This is a genomic window from Rahnella sikkimica (assembly GCF_002951615.1).
In the GTDB taxonomy this organism is placed as follows: Bacteria; Pseudomonadota; Gammaproteobacteria; order Enterobacterales; family Enterobacteriaceae; genus Rahnella; species Rahnella sikkimica.
In genome coordinates this window covers 307,573-327,792 of record NZ_CP019063.1, presented here as the reverse complement: position 1 = coordinate 327,792, position 20,220 = coordinate 307,573, and the positions used below count along the sequence as shown (strand labels likewise).

23 protein-coding genes are annotated in these 20,220 nt (G+C 50.7%); 9 read left to right on the top strand and 14 right to left on the bottom strand.

Annotated elements, in window-relative coordinates; all coding sequences use genetic code 11:
* Positions 1-52: 52 nt before the first annotated feature.
* Genes BV494_RS22865 through BV494_RS22855 form a run of 3 tightly spaced genes read right to left on the bottom strand, consistent with a single transcriptional unit; the run spans position 53 to position 1,824 of the window.
* Positions 53-334 (bottom strand): pentapeptide MXKDX repeat protein, encoded by a 282-nt coding sequence (locus BV494_RS22865; protein ID WP_104925094.1) that lies wholly within the window; start codon positions 332-334, stop codon positions 53-55.
* Between the two features lie 50 nt (positions 335-384).
* Positions 385-1,188 (bottom strand): molybdopterin-dependent oxidoreductase, encoded by an 804-nt coding sequence (locus BV494_RS22860; RefSeq protein ID WP_104925093.1) that lies wholly within the window; start codon positions 1,186-1,188, stop codon positions 385-387.
* A gap of 9 nt (positions 1,189-1,197) precedes the next feature.
* Positions 1,198-1,824, bottom strand: coding sequence for a cytochrome b/b6 domain-containing protein (locus BV494_RS22855; protein ID WP_104925092.1), 627 nt, complete (start codon positions 1,822-1,824; stop codon positions 1,198-1,200).
* A gap of 154 nt (positions 1,825-1,978) precedes the next feature.
* Here BV494_RS22855 and BV494_RS22850 point away from each other — a divergent pair, with 154 nt between their 5' ends.
* The 7 genes from BV494_RS22850 (at position 1,979) to BV494_RS22820 (ending at position 8,646) form a co-directional block, all read left to right on the top strand.
* Complete coding sequence (locus BV494_RS22850; protein ID WP_104925091.1) at positions 1,979-2,701, top strand: response regulator transcription factor; 723 nt, start codon at positions 1,979-1,981, stop codon at positions 2,699-2,701.
* Positions 2,702-2,704: 3 nt separating this feature from the next.
* Complete coding sequence (locus BV494_RS22845; RefSeq protein ID WP_104925090.1) at positions 2,705-4,171, top strand: sensor histidine kinase; 1,467 nt, start codon at positions 2,705-2,707, stop codon at positions 4,169-4,171.
* A gap of 232 nt (positions 4,172-4,403) precedes the next feature.
* Positions 4,404-5,900 carry a UbiD family decarboxylase gene (locus tag BV494_RS22840; RefSeq protein ID WP_104925089.1) on the top strand — a complete coding sequence of 499 codons (1,497 nt, stop codon included), beginning with the start codon at positions 4,404-4,406 and terminating at the stop codon, positions 5,898-5,900.
* Between the two features lie 32 nt (positions 5,901-5,932).
* Positions 5,933-6,499 carry a UbiX family flavin prenyltransferase gene (locus BV494_RS22835; protein WP_104925088.1) on the top strand — a complete coding sequence of 189 codons (567 nt, stop codon included), beginning with the start codon at positions 5,933-5,935 and terminating at the stop codon, positions 6,497-6,499.
* A 57-nt stretch (positions 6,500-6,556) separates the two neighbouring features.
* Complete coding sequence (locus tag BV494_RS22830) at positions 6,557-7,270, top strand: DUF554 domain-containing protein (RefSeq protein ID WP_104925087.1); 714 nt, start codon at positions 6,557-6,559, stop codon at positions 7,268-7,270.
* 80 nt (positions 7,271-7,350) lie between these two features.
* On the top strand, positions 7,351-8,208 hold the full coding sequence (locus BV494_RS22825) for a LysR family transcriptional regulator (RefSeq protein ID WP_226790103.1): 858 nt from the start codon (positions 7,351-7,353) through the stop codon (positions 8,206-8,208).
* Between the two features lie 117 nt (positions 8,209-8,325).
* Complete coding sequence (locus BV494_RS22820; protein ID WP_104925085.1) at positions 8,326-8,646, top strand: DMT family transporter; 321 nt, start codon at positions 8,326-8,328, stop codon at positions 8,644-8,646.
* A gap of 78 nt (positions 8,647-8,724) precedes the next feature.
* Here the strand turns inward: BV494_RS22820 and BV494_RS22815 are convergent, their stop codons facing one another.
* From BV494_RS22815 to BV494_RS22795, 5 genes are all read right to left on the bottom strand, one after another.
* Positions 8,725-8,946: a YdgH/BhsA/McbA-like domain containing protein gene (locus tag BV494_RS22815; protein WP_104925084.1), complete on the bottom strand. Its 222-nt coding sequence runs from the start codon at positions 8,944-8,946 to the stop codon at positions 8,725-8,727.
* A gap of 164 nt (positions 8,947-9,110) precedes the next feature.
* Complete coding sequence (locus BV494_RS22810) at positions 9,111-9,734, bottom strand: NAD(P)H-binding protein (protein ID WP_104925083.1); 624 nt, start codon at positions 9,732-9,734, stop codon at positions 9,111-9,113.
* Positions 9,731-10,252 carry a heme utilization cystosolic carrier protein HutX gene (gene hutX / locus BV494_RS22805; RefSeq protein ID WP_439958396.1) on the bottom strand — a complete coding sequence of 174 codons (522 nt, stop codon included), beginning with the start codon at positions 10,250-10,252 and terminating at the stop codon, positions 9,731-9,733. The genes BV494_RS22810 and hutX overlap by 4 nt, the downstream gene beginning before the upstream one ends.
* Positions 10,230-11,555, bottom strand: a complete 1,326-nt coding sequence (gene hutW, locus BV494_RS22800; protein WP_104925081.1) for a heme anaerobic degradation radical SAM methyltransferase ChuW/HutW — start codon at positions 11,553-11,555, stop codon at positions 10,230-10,232. Before hutW ends, hutX begins: the two co-directional genes overlap by 23 nt.
* Before the next feature lie 137 nt (positions 11,556-11,692).
* Positions 11,693-12,397, bottom strand: coding sequence for an SDR family oxidoreductase (locus BV494_RS22795; RefSeq protein ID WP_104925080.1), 705 nt, complete (start codon positions 12,395-12,397; stop codon positions 11,693-11,695).
* 189 nt (positions 12,398-12,586) lie between these two features.
* On the opposite strand from BV494_RS22795, the gene lldD reads away from it, so the two are divergent.
* A complete protein-coding gene (lldD, locus tag BV494_RS22790) occupies positions 12,587-13,735 on the top strand; it encodes an FMN-dependent L-lactate dehydrogenase LldD (RefSeq protein ID WP_104925079.1) in 1,149 nt (382 codons plus the stop codon).
* 214 nt (positions 13,736-13,949) lie between these two features.
* Here the strand turns inward: lldD and BV494_RS22785 are convergent, their stop codons facing one another.
* The 6 genes from BV494_RS22785 to tssI all read right to left on the bottom strand — a co-directional run bounded on the left by BV494_RS22785 (position 13,950) and on the right by tssI (position 18,754).
* Complete coding sequence (locus BV494_RS22785; RefSeq protein WP_104925078.1) at positions 13,950-14,234, bottom strand: type VI secretion system PAAR protein; 285 nt, start codon at positions 14,232-14,234, stop codon at positions 13,950-13,952.
* A gap of 15 nt (positions 14,235-14,249) precedes the next feature.
* Complete coding sequence (locus BV494_RS22780) at positions 14,250-15,203, bottom strand: hypothetical protein (RefSeq protein WP_104925283.1); 954 nt, start codon at positions 15,201-15,203, stop codon at positions 14,250-14,252.
* Between the two features lie 110 nt (positions 15,204-15,313).
* Positions 15,314-16,006 (bottom strand): hypothetical protein, encoded by a 693-nt coding sequence (locus tag BV494_RS26185; RefSeq protein WP_226790102.1) that lies wholly within the window; start codon positions 16,004-16,006, stop codon positions 15,314-15,316.
* Between the two features lie 74 nt (positions 16,007-16,080).
* A complete protein-coding gene (locus tag BV494_RS26180; RefSeq protein WP_226790101.1) occupies positions 16,081-16,863 on the bottom strand; it encodes a hypothetical protein in 783 nt (260 codons plus the stop codon).
* A 13-nt stretch (positions 16,864-16,876) separates the two neighbouring features.
* On the bottom strand, positions 16,877-17,698 hold the full coding sequence (locus BV494_RS22770) for a DUF4123 domain-containing protein (RefSeq protein ID WP_104925077.1): 822 nt from the start codon (positions 17,696-17,698) through the stop codon (positions 16,877-16,879).
* 60 nt (positions 17,699-17,758) lie between these two features.
* Entirely contained in the window at positions 17,759-18,754 is a 996-nt protein-coding gene (tssI, locus tag BV494_RS22760) for a type VI secretion system tip protein TssI/VgrG (protein ID WP_104925076.1), read from the bottom strand.
* 393 nt (positions 18,755-19,147) lie between these two features.
* On the opposite strand from tssI, the gene BV494_RS22755 reads away from it, so the two are divergent.
* Positions 19,148-19,987, top strand: coding sequence for a MetQ/NlpA family ABC transporter substrate-binding protein (locus BV494_RS22755; RefSeq protein ID WP_104925075.1), 840 nt, complete (start codon positions 19,148-19,150; stop codon positions 19,985-19,987).
* Positions 19,988-20,220 lie beyond the last annotated feature (233 nt).

The following is a 20,220-nucleotide window of genomic DNA, read 5'->3' as shown; positions in this document are numbered from 1 at the left end:
ATCAGGCGGCTTTTTTATTGCACGGTTATTCAAAATTAAATGACCCGTCGCCTTACTGGCTCATTGCATCTTTTTTCATGCCATCTTTCGACATGCTGTCTTTCTTCATCGCGTCTTTTGACATGTGGTCTTTAGACATTTTGTCTTTGGACATACAGTCTTTGCCCATGCTGTCTTTCGCCATCGAGTCTTTGCTCATGCTGTCCTTTTTCATACAGTCTTTGGACATGTGACCCATGGTGTCTTTTTTCATCATCGCGTCAGCGGCGTAGGTGGTGCTCACTGCGCCCATCATCAGACAGGCAGACATCATCATTACGGTTAACTTTTTCATGGGGTAATCCTTTTCTCTGTGGGGTTTTATTGGGTTCGTCGTCGTGTGTTCTAGCTTCCACCAAACCAGTTGTAGCCCTGATCTTCCCAGTAGCCACCGGTGAATTTATTGGTAATTTCAATCACTTCGATGTGTTTGGGGTTCTTGTAACCGAGCTTGGTCGGCATCCTGAGTTTCATCGGGAAACCGTACTTACGCGGTAAAATCTCTCCGTCATAGGTCAGTGCCAGCAACGTCTGCGGATGCAGCGCCGTGGCCATATCAATGCTGGTGTAATACTCGTCGGCACATTTGAAACTGACGTATTCCGCGCTCAGATCCGCACCAATCAGCCGTAAAAAATCACCAAACGGCACGCCGCCCCATTTGCCTATTGCGCTCCAGCCTTCCACGCAGATATGCCGCGTCACCTGGCTGACCTGCGCCATTTTGTAGAGTGCCGGCAGCGACCATTCACGTTTATCCAGCGCCAGACCGGCGATTTTCAGGCGATAGGCCAGCCCGTCGACTTCCGGCGCGTCGTCTTCGGCGTAAAACGCGTTAAACGGAAACGGACGGGTCATCATCGATTCCGGATAAACCGGCGCGAGACGCGTCGAGCCAAACAGCCAGCCCTGAACGCGGTCGTTAAAGCCTGAAATTTTTCCCAGCGCGGTTTCCACACTGGCGTTATCGCTGATGTCGCAGCCGGTCAGCATGGCGATGCCGCCGAGCGTCAGCCCGCGTTGTAAAAACAGACGGCGGGAGGGCGCATCCAGTTCGCGGATAATCTGTTTCTTGGCTTCCTGCACAATCGCTTCACTGTCTGACGTGCTGAAAATCTGAACGATACTTTTTTTGATAATGTTCTTCATATTCAGCCCTTAACGTCCACGGATCATGGCGATCAGCGTTTTTGGCACCAGCGCCACCATCACTAAATGCAGCACAACAAACCCGACCAGCGACGCCATCGCTAAAAAGTGAACGTAACGCGCCGTGTCGAAGCCACCCATCAGTTCGCGCAGTAAAGGAAACTGCACCGATTTCCACACCACCAGCCCGGAAAGCACCAGCACGATGCCGTCGAACATCACGAACACATACGCGGCGCGCTGCACCATGTTGTAATGACGTAAATCGTTGTGTTGCAGCTTGCCACGCAGGGCTGCACGTAAATCGTTGAAAATGCCGCGCGGCGTCAGCGGCCAGAATTTTTGTTTCATCCGGCCGGTAAAAATGTTCATCAGCAGATAAAACAGACCGTTAAAACCGAACAACCACATGCCGGCAAAATGCCACTGAATCGCGCCGCCCAGCCAGCCACCAAGGGTAATCGACCGCGGGAAGTCAAAATCAAACAGCGGCGACGCGTTATAAATCTGCCAGCCGCTGGTCACCATAATCAGCACCGCCAGCGCGTTCAGCCAGTGAGTCAGACGCAACCATAAAGGATGAACCGTGGCCGGTTTTTGCCCTGCGACCTGAGGTAACTCGGTATGAATTGTCATGATGCGTTTCCGCCATCTGCCCTGTGATGTAGCGAGTATTGAGCAGATTTGTTCCCCGAGACCTCACGCAAAGTTAAATAAAATGTGATAACTCAGGGGGCATTGCTTGTGTAGACTCAAACGATACGAGGACGCCACGCGGTGGGATAACAAAATGGATAAAACGAAAAAAATCCTGATCGTTGAAGACGACGGGGATATTGCTGAATTGCTCAGCCTGCATCTGCGTGACGAAGGGTATGAAATTACGCATGCGGCGGACGGCAATCTGGGCGTCGCGCATCTGGAAAAAGGCGGCTGGGATGCCTTAATTCTAGACCTGATGTTGCCCGGCGTGGACGGGCTGGAAATCTGCCGCCGCGCCCGCAACATGACGCGCTACACGCCCATTATCATTATCAGTGCGCGTTCGAGCGAAGTGCATCGCGTGCTGGGTCTGGAGCTGGGAGCCGATGACTATCTGGCGAAACCGTTCTCCATGCTGGAACTGGTGGCGCGGGTCAAAGCGCTGTTCCGCCGTCAGGAAGCGATGAGCCGCAACCTGAAAATGGACGCCGGGACGCTGAGTTTTGCCGGGCTGGTTATCGATCCGATTGCGCGCGACGTGGTGCTCAATCATCAGCCGGTAGAACTGACGCCGCGTGAGTTTGATTTGCTGTACTTCTTTGCCAAAAACCCCGGCAAAGTGTTCTCGCGCCTGAGCCTGTTAAATCAGGTCTGGGGCTATGAACACGAAGGGTATGAACATACGGTGAACACCCATATCAACCGGCTGCGCATCAAGATAGAAGCCAATCCGGCCGAGCCGGAACGCATTCTGACCGTGTGGGGAAAAGGCTACAAATTCGTCTCTTCTGCGGAAGAGTCACAAGGGTAAATCATGAAAAATCTCACGCTGGCACAAAGACTGACTCTGGTATTTACGGTGCTGCTGATCGCCTGCTGCGCGCTTTCCGGCTATATGCAGGTGCGTTCCAGCAATCAGTACAGCCAGTCGGTGATCCAGCGGCTGTCCGCAAATCTGGCGACGCAGATTGCGGCCAATAATCCGCTGCTCAGCCAGGGTGACTGGGATCCGAAAGCCGTGCATGGTCTGTTTAATCAGCTGATGGCGGTGAACCCGAGTGTGGAAGTGTATCTGCTGGATAAAGACGGCAATATTGTCGGCAACGCGGCACCAGCGGGCAGACTTCAACAGCAAAAAATCGATTTATCGCCGGTAAATGCGCTGTTACAGGGCGCGAAAATGCCGGTTTACGGCGACAATCCGCGTGACCCGCAAACCCGTCAGGTGTTCTCGGCGGCACCGCTGAAAGAGAACGGCGTGACCAAAGGTTACGTGTATATCGTGCTGCTCGGTGATGAATACACCGCGCTGACCAGCGACGCGCAATACCAGTCGTCGATTGCGCTGGCGCTGCGTTCTATGGGGCTGGTGGCGCTGTTCGGTTTACTGGCGGGGGCGCTGGCGTTCCGCTGGGTGACGCGTCCGGTGCGTAAACTGACGCAGCAAGTTGCACAGCTCGACAGCGGCGGAATGGAGGCTATTCAGGCACTGGCAAAAAGCCCTGCGCCTGCCGGTGCGCCGCGCGATGAAGTGTCCCAACTGCAACAGGCATTTGTCGCGCTGGCAAAACGCATCGACCAGCAGTGGCAAAGCCTGATGGTGCAGGATCAGCAGCGCCGTGAATTTATCGCCAATATTTCCCACGATTTGCGGACACCGCTGACGTCGCTGCACGGCTACCTGGAAACGCTGTCGGTGAAATCCGATCATCTGAGCAACGAAGACCGGCAGCGCTATCTGAATATCGCCCTGACGCAAAGTAAAAAGGTCGGGCGTCTGGCGCAGGAATTATTTGAACTGGCGCGCCTGGAATATGGCGTGGTGAAGCCGCAGAAAGAGCCGTTTTCCCTGAGCGAACTGGTGCAGGACGTTTTCCAGAAATTTGAGCTGGCGACCGAAACACGCGGGCAAAAATTGCTGGCAGACATCACGCCGGGTATTCCGCTGGTGAATGCCGATCTGGGTATGATTGAACGCGTGCTGACGAACCTGCTGGATAATGCCATCCGCCACACGCCGGAAGGCGGCGTCATTGAGATTAAACTGTGGAAAAACGGCGAACAGGTGATGGTTCAGCTGAAAGACACCGGACCGGGCATCGCGCCGGAGCTGAAAGACAGCCTGTTTGTGCGGCCGTCAATTCTCAGCACCAACAAACACCGCGCGGGCGGGTTGGGGCTGATGATTGTGCGCCGTATTTTGCAGCTTCACGGCGGGGATATCCGGCTGGTTGAACAGCAAAAACCGGGCGCGTGTTTCCAGTTCTCCGTTCCGTTATAAATCCCCTTCATTTTAATTAACGTTACGCTGTGACCGGCGTAGCGTTAATATCCTGTTTTATTGTCATAAAGTTATTATTATGTATTCCTAAGTGTTAAATAATAATTTTATTTTATAACGTAAACCAAAAAGGTTTAGCTTGTATATTTAAACGGTACTTTTTGATTGATATTCAGGCCGATATATTGACCACGTCGAATAAATACTTTCTCATTATCACGTGGAATATATTATGTCTAAGAAAGAAACCCACCCTCAAAATAATAAAGTGCACGATCTGCGCTCCGCCATTGAATTCCTTGAAAGCCTGCCAGGCGAAATGGTCAGTACCGATGTGGAAGTCGATCCGCATGCGGAATTGTCCGGCGTTTACCGTTATGTCGGTGCCGGTGGGACCTGCGAACGTCCGACCCGCAAAGGCCCGGCGATGATGTTTAACAACATCAAAGGTTTTCCGGGCGTCCGTGTGGTGACCGGCCTGATGTCGACCCGCGAACGTGTCGGCCATCTGCTGAACTGCGCGCCGGAAAAACTCGGTTTTCTGCTGAAAGACTCCGTGAAAAACGCCATTGCACCTGTCGTTATTGACCGCGGCACCGCGCAATGTCAGGAAGTCACGTATCTGGCCGATGACCCGAACTTCGACCTGCGCACCTTACTGCCCGCGCCAACCAACACCGAAGAAGATGCCGGTCCATATTTCACCATGGGCATGTGCTACGCGTCTGACCCGGAAACCAAAGAGTCCGATGTTACCATTCACCGCCTGTGCATCCAGAGCCGTGACGAACTGTCCATGTGGCTGACACCGGGCCGTCATATCGACGCGTTCCGTGAAAAAGCGGAACGTGCGGGCAAACCGCTGCCAATTTCTATCAGCATTGGTGTCGATCCGGCGATTGAAATTGCGGCCTGCTTTGAGCCGCCGACCACGCCGCTCGGCTTCAACGAACTGAGCATTGCCGGTGCCCTGCGCGGCAAAGCGGTTGAACTGACGCACTGCGTCTCCATCGACGAAAAAGCCATTGCGCACGCTGAAATCGTGATCGAAGGCGAACTGCTGCCCAACGTGCGCGTCCGTGAAGATCAGAACACCAATACCGGCAAAGCGATGCCTGAATTTCCCGGTTATACCGGCGAAGCGAAAGCCGCGCTGCCGGTGATTAAGGTGAAAGCGGTCACGCACCGTAAAAACCCCATCCTGCAAACCACATTGGGTCCAAGCGGCGAACACGTCAGCATGGCCGGTATTCCGACTGAAGCCAGTATTCTGGACATGATCGACCGCGCCATGCCGGGCCGCGTGCTGAATGTGAATGCCCACACGTCCGGCGGCGGTAAACTGCTGGCGGTACTTCAATTTAAGAAAGCTTCTCCGGTTGACGAAGGCCGTCAGAGACAAGCCGCGCTGCTGGCGTTCGCCGCTTTCTCTGAGCTGAAACACGTCATTCTGGTCGATGAAGATGTGGATATTTTCGACACCGACGACATCCTGTGGGCGATGCAAACCCGCTTCCAGGGCGACGTGGATATCGCGACCATTCCCGGCGTGCGCTGCCATCCGCTTGATCCGTCGCAGAACCCGGCCTACAGCCCGAGCATTTTGCAGGAAGGGATGTCATGCAAAACGATCTTCGACTGCACCGTGCCTTTCCATCTGAAAGCGCATTTCGAACGTTCTAAATTTAAAGAAGTCGATGTGAAGAAATTCTTACCTGACTTTACTTAATACGGGCGTTAAGCATTAACTAAGGATCTGATATGAGTAAACGGCGCATAATTGTGGGGATCAGTGGTGCTTCAGGATTTCAATATGGAATGAAAACGCTGGAAATATTACGTGATAGGGATATCGATGTGCACCTTATTATCAGCAAAGGTGCCGAAATGACGCGGAGTATGGAAACGGATATTGAAAGAGAAGATGTCACCTGTCTGGCCGACGAAGTTCACGCCATTAATAATCTTGGGGCTTGTGTTTCCAGTGGTTCTTATAAAACCATCGGAATGATTATTGCGCCGTGCTCAATGAATACTCTGGGGTCTGTCGCTCATGGTTTAACCAGCAATTTACTCACCCGCGCGGCGGATGTCGTGTTAAAAGAGCGGCGCAGGCTGGTGCTGATGGTCAGGGAAACACCGCTGAATCTATCGCATCTGAAGAATATGCAATCGGTAACAGAAATGGGCGGGATTATTTTTCCGCCAGTTCCGGCTCTTTATCACAAACCTGAAAGCGTGGATGATATTATTCACCACAGCGTGGCACGCGCTCTGGATTTATTTGATCTGGACGTCGCTAATATTAAACGCTGGGGCGAAAGCTGAGTGATAAATTCTTTGTGACAACGATATAAAAACAGCTTCTAAATTTGCGGAGTAGAAATGTTAATTGGACCTATTGTTAACAGCGGCGCCATTATCCTGGGCGGCCTGTTAGGGGGCTATCTTGGCGTCAAAATGCCAGAGCGGTTAAGAACCTCGCTGCCCCAGACCTTTGGTTTATGCTCGATGGCGCTCGGCGTCGTGCTGCTGGTGAAAATGCACAGTATGCCGGTGGTGATTCTGTCGGTGATCCTCGGTGCGGCAATCGGGGAACTGTTCTATCTGGAACGTTATATTGCCCGTCTGGGTAATATGGCGCGCGGGATTGCCTCGCGTTTTGCGCCTGATACCGGCATGGATCAGAGCGTGTTTACCGAAAAATTTGTCGCGATTATTGTCCTGTTCTGCGCCAGCGGCACCGGTATTATCGGCGCGATGACCGAAGGCATGACGCATGATCCGAATATCCTGATCGTTAAAGCGATTATGGACTTGTTCACGGCGGCTATTTTCGCCACGGTGCTGGGTTATGCGGTGGCGCTGATTTTCATTCCGCAGTGGATTGTGCAGTTTATTATCGCGTCGGCGGCAGTGTTCATACTTCCGCTGACCAGTGCGGAAATGATGGGGGATTTCACGGCAGCAGGGGGCTTTATTATGCTCGCCGCCGGTTTCCGCATCAGCGGAATCAAATCCATCGCAGTAGGAAATTTATTACCGGCGTTAATTCTGGTGATGCCCATCTCGCATTACTGGAGCCTCTTTATTCACTGAGGAATATCGGCCAAAGCCACTTCATTGCGAAGTGGCTTTTTGTATACTGAGCGTGCCACCGCCGCAATGAAAAGAAGGGAATGATGGATCTGAAAAGAATGCGTTACTTCTGCACCATCGCGGAACAGGGTTCCATCAGTAAAGCTGCGAAAGTGCTGAATATCGCACAGCCTCCGCTCGGAAAACGTCTGCACGAACTCGAAGAAGAAATCGGTTCGCCCCTGTTTATCCGCACCACCAAACAGATGGTTCTCACTGAAGCCGGGCGTTTTCTTTACCGCAAATCCAGTGAAATCCTCAGCCAGGTCAACAGCGTCACGCGGCAGGCGGTGGATATCGCGTCGCAAAAAAAACGTACCGTGCGTATCGGCGTTTCTTATCTTTATCTGCGCTATTTCAATACGGTATTTCTCGAGCTGTACCGCAAAAATCCGGACTGGGATCCGAACCTTCTGGTGTCTGAATCCACCCATCTGGAAGAACTGGTGATGAACAAGGCGCTGGATATGGCGATGATTCAGACGCCTGGCGATATCCGTTCTTTCTATGTCCGTGAATTTGAGCCGATCAAACTGGTCGCGGTCGTCTCTACAGAACTGGCCGAAAACCTGCCCGACCGCACGCTGACATTCGCTGATTTATCCGGTTTCCCGCTGGTTATGTTGCACCGGATGGGCGGCGAGGGCACGTATGAAGTGCTGCTTAACCGTTTGTATGAAGAAGTGAAAGATGTGAACGTGATTATGAAAGTGTCGGAGCCGCGGCTGGTGATCGAAATGTTCCGCGACGGCCTTGCGGGCGCAGCGCTGATGCCGGAATCGGAAGTCGGCGAGAGCAAACATTTCCGCGCGTTTAAAATCGAACAAAAAGAAAAGCTTTTCCGCCCGGCGATCATCACGCTGCAGTCTGAAAAAGACTCGTTTTTGCCGGGAGAGTGATTTTTGTCATGGGAAGGTGAGGTGCACTATAATCAGCCTTCACACGCTGACTGGACGACCAGAGACTCAGCCTGATTATTCAGGGACGACCCTGACTGTTATTCCTGAGGATGTGTTATGGCCTGGCTTTATCTTTTTTTAGCCGGAATTTTCGAAGTTGTCTGGTCGACCGCAATGAAAGAATCCGACGGATTCACCCGCCTCATTCCCAGCCTGATCACGGTATTTTTCATGCTGCTCAGCGTCGTATTACTGGCGATCGCCATGAAAACCCTGCCGCTTGGCACGTCGTACACCGTCTGGGTCGGCATCGGCGCCATCGGCGCATTTATTCTGGGTGTCACGATGTTCGGCGAAAGCCTTAATCCGCTGCGTGTGATCGCTGTTTTGCTGATTTTCGCGGGTGTCATTTTGCTGAAAGTGGCAACGAAAGAGTGACGGGGTGAAATTCTAAAAACAACAAAGCCGCTCTGTAACAGGAGCGGCTTTTGTTCTTAAATCTTAAAATTCAGCAAATCATTTGTACAATACCGCAGTACCGTGAATTCGGTTCTGACCACCGGCTTCGATGATTTTATAAGAGGTTGCACCGGCGGCAGCGGCTTTAGCGGCGAAGGTGGATTCCAGACCGTCCAGTGTGTTGTCGGACGCTGATACAGTACCGATTTGCGCGGCGAAGCTACTAAAAGATACAGTGGCGAGTGCTGCTGCGATAACGAAAGTTTTGATGGTTTTCATGATGTCATTCCTTCTCAGTGTCTGTTGGGTGAAGGCGGCTGCCTTCGATGAGAAGAAGAATAGCGCCGCTGGGTTCGGATGAATAGCGGAGGGATTTGCTGATAATGGTCAAAATATTTGAATAATAATGTGTGATGCAAACGCCCCGTTTCCGGGGCATTTTTTTAAAACCTTTCGCCCTCCAGCGAGGCATCACACAGCGCGTACACCTCGCCCCAGCCTGCGCCGGTGGCCAGTAGCTGGCGGATGTGCAGGGCAACGTCGGCGCGGCGGACGCGGCCGTGCGCTTCGGTTTGAATAAGATGCGCTTTTCCGGTGGCTTCGCCGTTCATCAGACCGCCCGGACGCAGGATGCACCACGCCAGCGTGCTGGTTTGCAGCCAGCTTTCAGCCAGTGATTTCTCACGCACCGCCTGCCCGAACGCCTGTTTTGCGCGGTCGGATAAGGTCGGCCAGCTGTTACCACAGCCAATTGACGTCACCAGCAGCATCTGGCGGATACCGGTTTTTTCAGCGGTATCTACAATCAGACGGTTAGCGGTGTAGTCGGAGAGTTTTCCGCCTAAAGTCGACACGATTTGTGCGTCCGCCCCCGCAATCTGGCAGGCCTGCAACACATCTTCCGGGTTCAGCGCGTCGCCGGTAATCACGGTGACGCCCGCCGCGCGCAGGGTTTCAGCCTGTTCAGGGTTACGGATAAGCGCCACAACCGGGCGTTCCTGTGCGGCAAGGGCGACCAGTTCAACCCCGACGCCGCTGCCAGCGCCAAAAATCAGCAAAGTATTCAAGGATGGTTCTCTCTCTCGGCCAGAAGGGCAGGAAGGGCGCGAAAAGCATTCAGCTGATCACTCAGAAGCTGGCGATGGCTGTCACGCCCGACGAAAACCTTGAGCATCGCATAACCGGAAGCGTTTAAAAACCAGACACTTGCTGTGCTCATTCCCATAAATGGCCGTTCGACCAGCGCGATCTGCTGGCAATTCGTCGCGCGGATATGCCCGCTCATTCCCTGTTTGCCGCGCAGGTTGAAATACCCGTGACGGTGCGTGCCGGTGGGCAACGCGCCGTGGAATTCGAGGATCAGATCTTCATTATTTACCAGCGTTGTGACCTCGCCCCATTTTGTGATGTTGTCCCACACCGCGTCGAACTGACTGCCCGAAAACAGGTGGCTTTCAGGTAAATGCCGGATCACGGTTAGCGGCGTCACACCATATTCGCGGGCGATATCCTCGACGGTGCCGTCAGGCTGAGTGGAGAGAAAGTCGGTCAGTTTATGCAGGTTATCCGTGTGCATGGCTGTCATTCCGTAAGGTCAGTTGAGGAACCAGAGTTTGCAGGGCCTGCAACATATTGCTGGCCCAGAAACGTCCGGCGGGAGTGAGGTTAAAACGCGGGCCGTCGCTGTGCATCAGGCCGCACTGTTGCCACTGTTGCAGCAACGGTTCTATCGGGAACGGATCTTCGACGATGCGGCTCAGATCATAACGTCCGGCTTCGATGCCGCCCTGTAAATCCAGCCGCCAGCGGTGTTCACCGGTGGTGGCGGCGGTCATCATCATGATCGGTTTTTGCCCGGCATCGAGCCGCTGATAATAAGTGTCCAGGCTGCGCATCGTCATGTATGACTGGCCGCCGAGATTGCCGCCCGCGCCGCTGCCGAAGGCCAGACAGTCCGCGCCTTTTTTGATCAGCAGGTTATAGAGGTTACGTTCGCGGGTGGTGCGCGCCCAGTGGCTGTTGCTGATCTGATGCCAGCCGTCACGCGCCAGAAATGCTTCGCCTTCCAGATAGAAATCGCGGCGCATACTGACGTCGGGCAGGGTGACGCGGTTGTTCTCAACGGCTTTGCCCAGCGGCGTGGACGGCAGCAGATTCAGCGCGTAGAGATCGACACCGTCGAGCGGTAAATCGCGGACAATCTGTAAATCTTCCCGCCACGACGCGCGGGTCTGTTCCGGCAAGCCAAACATCAGGTCACAAACCACTGCGGCGCGGTCACGTTCGCCCAGTTTACGCAGGAAATTAATGGCTTCGTCGCGGTTGGCGCGGCGGCCCATACGCTGACGGATACGCGTGTCGAACGTCTGAATGCCGACAGAAAAACGGTTAGCGCCCGCGTCCAGACAGGCATCAATGCGTTCGTCATCGAAATTCAGGATGCGGCCTTCCACCGTGATTTCACAATCCGGTGCCAGCGGCAAACTGCGGCGCAGGGTCACGATAATCCGGTGTAACTGACGGGCGCTGAGCGCGGTCGGCGTGCCGCCACCGAAATACACCGCGTGGATTGGGGCGGACTGATGCAGCGGCGAACTGGCTTCCTGCTCGATTTCGCGGATCAGGTAATCGCAGTATTGTTCGGTGGCCTCCGCTTCCAGCTTGTTCTGGTAGAACCCGCAAAATTTGCAGTGCGTCGCGCAAAAAGGAATGTGCAGATAGACCAGTCGTTTATTCGCAGGCAGCGTTTTCTGGCAAAGCGCCTGCCATTGTGCGGGAACCTCCTGCGGAGGAACGGGTTGCTGAGGCCGCCAGGGCATTACCGCCCAGCGGTCCGGGAACGGCAGGCCCTGATCGGCTGCATAAAAGCGCGTGAGGTCTAAGCTCATGGGGATCTTCTTCTCCTGAAGAAACAATCATTATGAACCATTAAACGATAATGATTATCATTCGATCAAACCCAACCCGCGCTTTCGATGATCTGTATCAAGTTAAAATTTGTGAGGGTTTTGCCAGGAAAATCAGACTACCGTCTGGCTTTATCCCTCCGCGGCCTCACCGCGATATCCGTAATCTGCGTATCGTCGCTGGCGCTGACCACCAGACGCACGGCGGCGGCCACAGATTCCGGCGTACTGTATTCACGCGGATCTATCGCATCAAAATTGCCCTGACTTTCACGCGTTTTGCGGTTCATCGGTGTGTCCGTTGGCCCCGGCGCGACGGTGGAAACGCGCACGCCGTGCTCCGTTTCTTCCTGTCGCAAGGCATGGGCGAGGGCGCTCAGCGCGAACTTGGAGGCGCAATACACCGTATTCCCGCCTTCCGCTTTTGTGCCCGATCCCGAGCCGATAAACACGATCTGACCTTCCTGCTTTCTCAGCGCCGGTAATGCCAGACGGGTGAATTCAGCCGGGGCGAAAACGTTGATGGAGAACTGATTTTGCCAGTCCTCCGGCGTGGCCTGTTCAAGACGCAACGGTTTGGATATCGCCGCCGAATGCACCAGCACATCAATCGCCGGTAATTCGCGGACAAACTGCTCAACGGCGATGAAATCCAGCAGATCGATTTCTACTGCTTCTACATTTTCAATCAGCCGCAGTGCAATCAGGCTGTCTTTGTTACGCCCGAGCGCATAAACCCGGTGATCGCGTGCGAGATTGTTAACAATGGCCAGCCCGATACCGCTGGTTCCGCCGGTGACAATGGCGACAGGGAGAGAACTCATGATGTTTTCCTTGTGGTTTTTATTCAGACTAACATCCGGCAGATGTGCGATCGACGCACATAATTGGCTTAGCTTTTATCGGAAATAGGAAAGACCGTGCTTGTTTTCTAATGACGAGTCTGTAATGGACTACAATTTTCGCACCCCTACGCGCCAGAGAGCGCAAGACAACGAAAACGAGAAAACCAGATGATTATTTCTGCATCAACGGACTACCGCGCGGCGGCAAAAAGTAAATTGCCGCCATTCCTGTTTCATTACATCGACGGCGGCGCGTACAACGAACACACCCTGCGCCGCAATACGTCTGACCTGGCCGATATCGCCCTGCGCCAGCGCATCCTGAAAAACATGTCCGATCTCAGCCTCGAAACGCAACTGTTCGGCGAAAAACTGTCGATGCCGGTGGTACTGGCACCCGTCGGTCTTACCGGCATGTACGCCCGCCGTGGCGAAGTTCAGGCGGCGCGCGCGGCAGCCAAAAAAGGCATTCCGTTCACGCTTTCCACCGTTTCCGTTTGCCCGATTGAAGAAGTTGCGCCAGCCATCGACCGCCCGATGTGGTTCCAGCTTTACGTCTTAAAAGATCGCGGATTTATGCGTAATGCGCTGGAACGTGCGCAGGCGGCAGGCGTGAAAACGCTGGTCTTCACCGTCGATATGCCGGTACCCGGTGCACGTTATCGCGACGCCCATTCCGGCATGAGCGGCCCGAACGCCGCCGCACGCCGCATGTTGCAGGCCGTTTTACATCCGCAATGGGCGTGGGACGTCGGCATCAACGGCAAACCGCATGACCTCGGCAACGTTTCTGCCTATCTCGGCAAACCCACCGGGCTGGAAGATTATATCGGCTGGCTGGGCACCAACTTTGACCCGTCGATATCGTGGAAAGATCTGGAGTGGATCCGTGAATTCTGGAAAGGCCCGATGATCATCAAAGGCATTCTGGACCCGGAAGACGCGAAAGACGCCGTGCGGTTTGGCGCAGACGGCATCGTGGTCTCAAACCACGGTGGCCGCCAGCTTGACGGCGTACTTTCCACCGCGCACGCGCTGCCCGCGATAGCCGACGCCGTGAAAGGCGACATCACCATTCTCGCCGATTCCGGCATCCGCACCGGCCTGGACGTGGTCCGCATGATCGCACTCGGCGCGGACAGCGTGCTGCTCGGCCGCGCCTTCGTCTACGCGCTGGCCGCGGCAGGCGAGGCGGGCGTCATCAACCTGCTGACTCTGATCGAAAAAGAAATGCGTGTCGCCATGACGCTAACCGGCGCGAGATCTATTTCAGAAATCAGTGCTGAGTCGCTGGTTTATGGGCGGAATGTGCGGTGATGTGATGTTAGAAGGGCAGCGATAATCTTTGTGAGGTATCGCTGTCTTTACTATTTGTCCATTAAACATATCTAAATATTATAACTTCCCGTTATTTTATTCATTCCTGATTGTCTTTTTTCTAAAAAAAAGCATAAAGCCGGAGTGTGGTAACTTTCCGGCTATCTAATTGTTATTTGATAATTTTATCCTAAAATCAACGAGCTGTAGCGTTTTAGCCAATATTAACAGTCCCGCTTCCTATCACCACGCCAGCGCAATCGATACTGTCTCCGGCTCTGGCTGCGGGGATCCCGTCAATAAAAACGGTAGCTGAACCGCTGGATATTTTTCGCGGATGGGGTGGATGTTCGGGTTTGCCGTGTGGCGTTAACGGATCACCTAAACGCGCCGCAGGTAATCCGTCGATAGTGACAGTATGTGAACCCGCCGCTATCGGAGTAACAGGGTAACCATCATGCTGAGATCCTTTATCGTTAACTTTTGCTGCTATTGGCATTGTATTAACTCCATGTTAAAGGACGACGACGAATTTTCCGTTGATTAGGGAGAATATTGGGGCATAATATCCCATTACTTCATTACCATCCTTATCTTTCGAATGAAAAGTCAATGGCGAATAATCAGGGTTTGATTTGTTATAAAATTGCACAAGTCGACCACGGTTCATTACCCTTAATGAATATTTATCCCATTTAATTGGGTCTATTTTAACTTTGCCGGATTCTATATCTTCTTTGGGGTATTGTGATGAAAGAATATCATCCTCACTTTCACCCGTCGTCTTTGACCAAGCCTGTAGGGCTATGCTATGTGATTCTTTAAGAAGACTTCTGTTGCGCATGTTTATTATCGTCGCTATTTCCAAATAGGCATTTCTGAGGTTGTTAATTTGATCTTCACTGCTGGTAAAAGTGGTAGCCTTTATCCATTTCCATTCCGGAACTCCTGAAATATGTACTTTTTTAGTAAATTGATATAACTCCATATTTTTGGGGAAGTATTTGTCGCTATAGTATTCTGGATCGATATACCCAGGAGTGACTTGTTCTGCCATGACTTTCCTAGAGATAATATTATTGACGGGGCCGGAAGTTTCTATAGGTTTCCCATCCTTATCAATCGAGACAGTTATAGAGCCCAAGGTAGTTTTATTCTTGTTATCCCAACGTATTAAGTCAATTTGGCAACTCGCAGAATTAGAGAAAATAGCTCTGGTGCTATCATCAATTTTTTTATCTGAAAACCAAGCAGTTGAACCAATTTCAAGGCTTATTTCATTTTCTCCATTTTCCATGAACAAAAGAGAGTTTGTACTTGAAATTCCTCGTCCATATCCATCAAAAGCTGATTCTCTGTTATCCATTCCAGTCACACCATTTGTTTTAATACTGCAAAAAGAATCCTTAATATTAAACAGAGTGCGAATTTTCAAAGGTACATTTTCTGCATAAACGGAAACGGACATGATTCCACCACTTAATAATAGAATTGAAAGAAAACTGAAAATTTTCATAGTGTGCCATTATTTTTTTAAATGAAGGTTTAAACGTTCTACGAACCCCAGGTTTGGTTAGATTAAACTGCCCAGGGTTGAGCTTCGTTTGTCGATGTAACATCAGCATTCGAAATTACTCTTGACTTTCCATATAAATTTATACGCACTGGGGATTCATTAGCTTTTAAAGCATCAGCAAGTTGCCATTCTTTCTGAATTTTTTTTTCTAATTTTTTGAGCACCTTCCCATTTTTCTTACTGCGTTTAATATCAGCAACAAACTCAAAACTTCCCATAATACCTTCATGGAATCCGGCCAGATCAAGTCCGTCGTCATGTTGATCTAATTCAAAGCCAGCGGCAGTCGTGATTGCACCCTTTGCGCCGATGCTGATTTCGGCAAAGAATACTTCGGCCTCAAACGCAGCACTCACAACGCCCTCGATCCCTAATTTAAGCTGATTGCCTTCGGGGATTTTAAATGCCCATGCTTGATCATTCTGGCTGTATGCAGCTCCGATATTGATGTTTATTTCCGGAGTGAATTCCAGATAACATTCAACGCTGGTACCGTGCCTTGCAAGGTACTCCCGACATTTTCCGACCAGAGATTCAATTTTGCAGTAGGCGCAGATAAACTGAATGATATCAAATTTAAAGGTACCGCTTAAAAATGGTTCGCCTGATAAACCCAGAAAGTGACAAGGACCCTCTTTTATATCAGTGTGCTGATAAGCATAAGAAATTTCCAGATTTACCGGGGCTATTTCCATGCTGAATATATTATACTCGCGTGTGCTACCTGCGTTTTCAGGATCGGGTGCAAAATATTTATTGATATTATTAACTAAAGAATCAATTCTGTTAAGTTGTTCAAGCGATCTGATTTTTTAGTGGATTTTATTTCTTTTACATATTCTTTTGAATAATCTTTATTACAAATTTTAACGCCAAATTCTACATTGAGCTCTGTCTTTCTTGATAATTCAAATTTATCAGTTTGATACTGCCAGCCACGGCGAAGTTTATTTCTATTTTTTGGTCGTGCGTTTTCCATCACTTTTCGCGATTGATTATGCTCATCGCGGCGTTCTTTTACTGTTCTCTCCCGGAGAGTTGAAGTCAGTTCATAGCTCAGGCCGGTTGTAAAACGTATCTCAACACTTGGATATACATCGATAAAGACCTGTGAGCCTTTTTCATGACAACCCTGAGTCGCCACAACGTAGTGTGCCGGTGCGTCGAAGATATCAGCAGGCGTGGTAATACTGCTGAGATATTCCCAGGGAGAGTTAAGCATTTCCAGGATATCCGTTTCGGTTTTCTGCCCTTTGAAATGTAGTGTGACGCTATTCGGACTGCCGTCCGTTTGTAAAACTTCTGAGGTGTTATTTTCGATTTCTTTTAGTTCGGCTCTTGGACAGCCAGATTTACTGCATTTGCTGATAATCGTGATGCTTCCTTCGCATCCCTCTCCCTCATCCAATAAGGTGAATCTGACAGGATTTTCTTCCGGCCAGATGCGACTCTCTTCCTGCTTCGGGAAGTCTGTAATAATTTTATGCAAACAGGGATCTGGCATGCCGCATTCTGCACACGCTTTTCCCGCCGTTGATGAAGGTGAAGACATAATTTTAGTATCCTTACTCGGGAATATAACCCAGTTCCTGTAATAACAACTTTTCTACCCGATAATAAACCGACGTATCCTGAATGCTCAGAAGATCTTCCCATTTTTCGGGTGCATTATTGCTGTCATCTATACCTTGTTTAAGGAAAAGAAAAGTAATCCCGCGAACTGAGCGGTTGTCAATAATACCGAAGGAATGACAATAATTGAGGTAATCCTCCGCACGATGATAAAGCGTTTCTTTCTCAGGAACAGGGGTTGTTTGTTCTGTTTCATAACAGGACTGAATATAACCTGCCAACTTCCTTATGTAGTTTTTCTGTGTGAGCTGATTTAACTTTTTATACTGCCAGGGACTTATTATCAGCATCTCTGATTCCTGTACTGAATTTACACCAGCACCTGAATCGTAGTTTTCTTCCTGATGAGTATCATCATAATCAGTCATGACCTTGCTCATCGGGCTGATGAAAATACTGTGCTGCCTCGGCGTTAATATCGTTAATAAATTCCAGATGATTCTCGGGACGTAGAAACGCATCAACACCGGTTTTTCTTGTTGCGGAATTTTCACCCACAGATACTGGCGAAGATGCTGCAACAGCGGGTGCAAATTTTGCGATGAATATAATGTTATGCCCCAGGGCGTCGTTTTGAATTTTAGCCATTCTTCAACTTCTGCCGTCACCTGTACCAGATAGGGCGCGGAAGCCAGCAGTTCTGGCTGAACCGGTGGCGAATATAAACAACAGTGTGGCGGGGACTGTGTCGCAAGAAAGCTCAGCAATTCACTCTCTATTGCGCCATCAATAATCGCATAGCGAACCGGATCCATATTATTTATCCTCCAGCGGGCAGTGAGAAACGAATACGGAACCTTCGCCTGCCGCTGCTTTCAGGATCTCGGGACGCATAGGTGCATCTGGCTGGAGACAATTTGCCAACTGGTATTGAGTTCATCACGCGGATGATCGGCCAGTGTGAAAGCCAGTCCGGGCTGTAATTGAGCGGAATTGGTGATGCCATTGACAAAATCGACATCGTTACGCCAGCCTGCCAGCTGGGTATTGGCAAAGTCCGTACCCGGCTGGACATCCTTGAAACGGCCGGGATAGTCAAAAATTTCATAATTTGTGCGTTGATAAGGTGTTGCCACGCGGCGATTTTCAAACTGCCCATGCCAGCGCGGGGCCGTAAATGTGTAATCTTTCGTCGTGACTTTCGCAGGGCGAATTCTGGCACCACGCGTGAAATTATTGATGCAATAAGTGTCCGCTTCCGAAGCCGTATTGGGGTTGTAAGGGATCGCGCCGATTGAGCTCATGGATAAACAGTGATCGGCGAAAACGAGATTCTGCGTATTACTGTCAATATATTCATCTTCAAAGAAGCAAATTCCTTCTTCAGCGGCAAGCCGTGAGATAAACGCAAAGTCAGTTTCCATAAACTGAACGCAGAATTCTCGCGCCGGATGCGGAGAACGGCAGCGCATTTCATAAGTCGTGATACCCATTTCCCTGAGCAGGGTATCGAAAATGGATGCGATATCCTGATTCTGGAAGCTACGGCAGTTTTGTCGTTGTCCGCTGCGCCAGAACTCGGGGTATACGGTGAGCTGATAGAGCGTCTGATGTTTACCGGTATCGCCCTGTTCACAGAGCGTCACTATGCCGCGAATACGTCGTTGCACCTCTTCGCCTTGCCAGACGGTTAATGTTGCCGTTTCATCGAGCAGGTTTTCAAAACTAATCGCAGGCTTCCTGCTTGCTAAGGTGACGTTGAGACAAAACAGGGTTGAGAGCGACTGCGAGAGATCAAAATTAATAACGACAAAGGTGTCTTCAGGCAGTTCACCTGACGTAAAGGTAAAACGGGTACCGTTAATCGCCATACTGAAAGTCCCTTAACATGTTGGCGGAAGTATTTACCAGAGAGTTGTTATTTCACTGAAATATCATTCTAATAAATATGTTTGTAATCAATAGGATAAAAATTAACGCGTGGAAGTTAAACCAAAATTAAAAGGCGTTCTGTTAAGCCCGTCACAACGGTGGAAATAGTAAAGTGACTCTCATGGTAATTAACGAAATCACTTAGTGGACTGTTTTTCCCTATTTATTAATTAATGCTTATCTCAATTTTCCAGATATCCATGGGAGAAATGCGTATAAGTCACGGCGACTAAATATGTCAGCATAGATTTTGTCCGGGTTAATCCGCAGGGCGCTATCACCTCAATTAAAACCATCACCTCAATTAAAAAAGTTAATTTTAGGGAATGTCTATGCTGAAAAATATCGCTTTGCCGGTTTCTACATCGCTTTCTATTGCCGCTCGTCTGACGGCTGTTGCAGCATTGCTTTCCTCCTTGTCCGCCTGGGCGGCAGAGCCGTTGCGCGTGCAGGCCGATCCGGTGCCTCATGCGGAAATTCTGGCGTATGTGCAGAAAATCGACCCAAGTCTGAATCTTAAAGTGATCGAAATTCCGAGCGGGGTGAACCCGAATGAACTGCTGGCGCACGGCGATGTGGATGCCAACTATTTCCAGCATGTCCCGTATTTGCTGTCGCAGGAAAAGGCGCTGAAAGAGAAGTTTGAAGTCGCCGCGACGGTGCATATCGAGCCGCTCGGTGTTTATTCCAGCCGTCACAAAAGCTATGCAGAAGTACCGCAAAATGGCACCGTCGCCGTACCCAATAACGAAACCAATCTCAGCCGCGCGTTGTATTTACTGCAAAGTCAGGGGCTGATTACGCTGAAAGCAGGCTTCACCGATCCGGCGAAAAATCAGGCCACGCCGCGTGACATCGCGACTAACCCGAAAAACCTGAAGATTCTGGAAGTGGAATCCCCGCAAATTCCGCGTTCTTTACCGGATGTCGATCTGGCGGTGATTAACGGCAACTTCGCGCTGGAAGCAGGGCTGAACCCGGCGAAAGATGCACTGGGGCTGGAGAGCGCCAAAGGGAATCCTTACGCGAATATTCTGGTGACGACCGAAAAACTTAAAAACGACCCGCGGATTAAACAACTGGCGAAAGATCTGGAATCGCCGCAGGTCGCAGAGTTTATTAAAGAGAAGTTTAAGGGATCGGTGTTACCGGTCGCGGCAGCGAAGAGTTAATGACAAGAATGCAGCCTCAGTGCAGATCCTGAGGCTGCTTTCTGATTTAGCCTGTTTGTTATTCCTTTCAAATAACCTTACTCACCATATTTATTAATATTTCCACGTCATTCATAAATATACATTTAGAAACACTTGTATTCCAAAAACCGCTAAAGGAGAACCCCCGCTATGCCGATAGGAGCTGAATCTTCAATCATAATTCAAAGCCACAGTCTTTTCTGACGCCGGGT

Coding starts and splice junctions, on each gene's coding strand:
- BV494_RS22865 (WP_104925094.1), bottom strand. CDS start 334: ATGAAAAAGTTAACCGTAATGATGATGTCTGCCTGTCTGATGATGGGC.
- BV494_RS22860 (WP_104925093.1), bottom strand. CDS start 1,188: ATGAAGAACATTATCAAAAAAAGTATCGTTCAGATTTTCAGCACGTCA.
- BV494_RS22855 (WP_104925092.1), bottom strand. CDS start 1,824: ATGACAATTCATACCGAGTTACCTCAGGTCGCAGGGCAAAAACCGGCC.
- BV494_RS22850 (WP_104925091.1), top strand. CDS start 1,979: ATGGATAAAACGAAAAAAATCCTGATCGTTGAAGACGACGGGGATATT.
- BV494_RS22845 (WP_104925090.1), top strand. CDS start 2,705: ATGAAAAATCTCACGCTGGCACAAAGACTGACTCTGGTATTTACGGTG.
- BV494_RS22840 (WP_104925089.1), top strand. CDS start 4,404: ATGTCTAAGAAAGAAACCCACCCTCAAAATAATAAAGTGCACGATCTG.
- BV494_RS22835 (WP_104925088.1), top strand. CDS start 5,933: ATGAGTAAACGGCGCATAATTGTGGGGATCAGTGGTGCTTCAGGATTT.
- BV494_RS22830 (WP_104925087.1), top strand. CDS start 6,557: ATGTTAATTGGACCTATTGTTAACAGCGGCGCCATTATCCTGGGCGGC.
- BV494_RS22825 (WP_226790103.1), top strand. CDS start 7,351: ATGATGGATCTGAAAAGAATGCGTTACTTCTGCACCATCGCGGAACAG.
- BV494_RS22820 (WP_104925085.1), top strand. CDS start 8,326: ATGGCCTGGCTTTATCTTTTTTTAGCCGGAATTTTCGAAGTTGTCTGG.
- BV494_RS22815 (WP_104925084.1), bottom strand. CDS start 8,946: ATGAAAACCATCAAAACTTTCGTTATCGCAGCAGCACTCGCCACTGTA.
- hutX (WP_439958396.1), bottom strand. CDS start 10,252: ATGACAGCCATGCACACGGATAACCTGCATAAACTGACCGACTTTCTC.
- hutW (WP_104925081.1), bottom strand. CDS start 11,555: ATGAGCTTAGACCTCACGCGCTTTTATGCAGCCGATCAGGGCCTGCCG.
- BV494_RS22795 (WP_104925080.1), bottom strand. CDS start 12,397: ATGAGTTCTCTCCCTGTCGCCATTGTCACCGGCGGAACCAGCGGTATC.
- lldD (WP_104925079.1), top strand. CDS start 12,587: ATGATTATTTCTGCATCAACGGACTACCGCGCGGCGGCAAAAAGTAAA.
- BV494_RS22785 (WP_104925078.1), bottom strand. CDS start 14,234: ATGCCAATAGCAGCAAAAGTTAACGATAAAGGATCTCAGCATGATGGT.
- BV494_RS22780 (WP_104925283.1), bottom strand. CDS start 15,203: ATGTCCGTTTCCGTTTATGCAGAAAATGTACCTTTGAAAATTCGCACT.
- BV494_RS26185 (WP_226790102.1), bottom strand. CDS start 16,006: ATGGAAATAGCCCCGGTAAATCTGGAAATTTCTTATGCTTATCAGCAC.
- BV494_RS26180 (WP_226790101.1), bottom strand. CDS start 16,863: ATGTCTTCACCTTCATCAACGGCGGGAAAAGCGTGTGCAGAATGCGGC.
- BV494_RS22770 (WP_104925077.1), bottom strand. CDS start 17,698: ATGGATCCGGTTCGCTATGCGATTATTGATGGCGCAATAGAGAGTGAA.
- tssI (WP_104925076.1), bottom strand. CDS start 18,754: ATGGCGATTAACGGTACCCGTTTTACCTTTACGTCAGGTGAACTGCCT.
- BV494_RS22755 (WP_104925075.1), top strand. CDS start 19,148: ATGCTGAAAAATATCGCTTTGCCGGTTTCTACATCGCTTTCTATTGCC.